At 59.2% G+C, this 1,349-nt stretch carries 1 protein-coding gene; it reads left to right on the top strand.

All coding sequences use genetic code 11. The features are described from left to right. Positions 1-377: tyrosine-type recombinase/integrase (locus tag RH90_RS22655; RefSeq protein WP_010186289.1), on the top strand; the 377-nt coding region annotated here is incomplete at its 5' end. Positions 378-1,349: the final 972 nt, after the last annotated feature.

The raw sequence follows: 1,349 nt of genomic DNA, 5'->3' as shown, positions 1-1,349 counted from the left end.
TCTTTCCCAGCAGGATTGATCATAATGGGCATCTCAGCACCCGCCAGTATGCACGGCTTGTCGATGAATGGGTGACCGGCGTCGGTCTGATGCGAAGCGAGTATGGCACGCACTCGCTTCGCCGAACGAAGGCTTCGATCATATACAGGGCGACCGGCAACCTTCGTGCCGTCCAAATCCTTCTCGGTCATAGCAAGATCGAGAACACGGTGCGCTATCTCGGCATCGATGTGGAGGACGCGCTTGCCCTTGCCGAGAACACTGAAATCTGGCCCGATGGCTCCTCGCCTCCGGCGAGGGGCCTCTTCACCGTGCTATTGAGACATTGCTGTTGTGCCTCTTCGGCTTGTCGAATGGCAGGTCTGGCCAGTAGCTGACAGCCCCTGTCCAAGACGCGCAGGCTGCGAGCATTGACCTCGGCGCCCGTACGGTGGACAAATCAGCCGGACGATGGGTTCGTCGTCTGCTGCCGACAGCGCCTCTTCGCGTACAACAATCCTTTACCCAGCCCACCCAACGACGTTGACCATCCGGATTTAGCTCGACCTCGATAACAGGGGTTTAGGGGGCTCGTACGCCTCCGCTGAAGCGCTACACTCGGTCTACTTGGACGCCCGGCGGCCACCCCATGGGCAAGCGTCGCCTTACTAAGGCGCAGCCAACTACCGGCTGCGCGTGCGCAGCGTTCCGAACCTTTGCGCGTCGACGCAGACCGGCGGAGGGACGGATTTCCTTATTCCCCCAAGCGATCTTCGCGCCCGCGCAAGCCTTTAGGACCTCTGCAGGAATCTCACGTCAAGAGTTAGGAACGGTGCGTAGATGGGAGCGGGGTTCCCAGCTCGATCTGCTTTCCTGGGCCTTGGCCGCATAGCCCTCAGCAAGCTCGAGATGGATCTTCCGGATTTGCGTATCGAGAGCTTTGCCCGCTAGCGCGCGTTCCTGCGCCTCTCGGCGACGATAATAGCGGGAGGTGTTATCGTCCTTTACCATTTCCGTTCTCCGATTGATGCGGGGAAAACATGATGGATGACACCGTGGGTTTCCCTGATCTCAATTAGTGCGCGGACAAAGTATCTTCGAAAAGAACCGGTTGGGCGTGATTGGCAGTCGTTTCTGCCGATCCTGACAGGATCAAACCCAGGCTTGAATGGCACGGCATCAGGAGGTCGCATGGCTCAGGAAGGTCACGGACTTTGCGCACCCGCAGCCGCATTGGTGATCGCCGATATGATCAGCGCCTTTTGCTTTGAGGACGCCGATGCGATCCGCGAACCGGCGCAAACGATCGCGCAAACGATCCGGCATTTGCGGGACCAGGCGGATCTAGCCCGGATCCCAACGCTCTACGT

The organism is Sphingomonas sp. PAMC 26605 (assembly GCF_000241485.1).
Taxonomy (GTDB): domain Bacteria; phylum Pseudomonadota; class Alphaproteobacteria; order Sphingomonadales; family Sphingomonadaceae; genus Sphingomonas.
The sequence above is the reverse complement of the archived record's forward strand: the minus strand, read 5'-3'. Positions and strand labels throughout refer to the sequence as shown.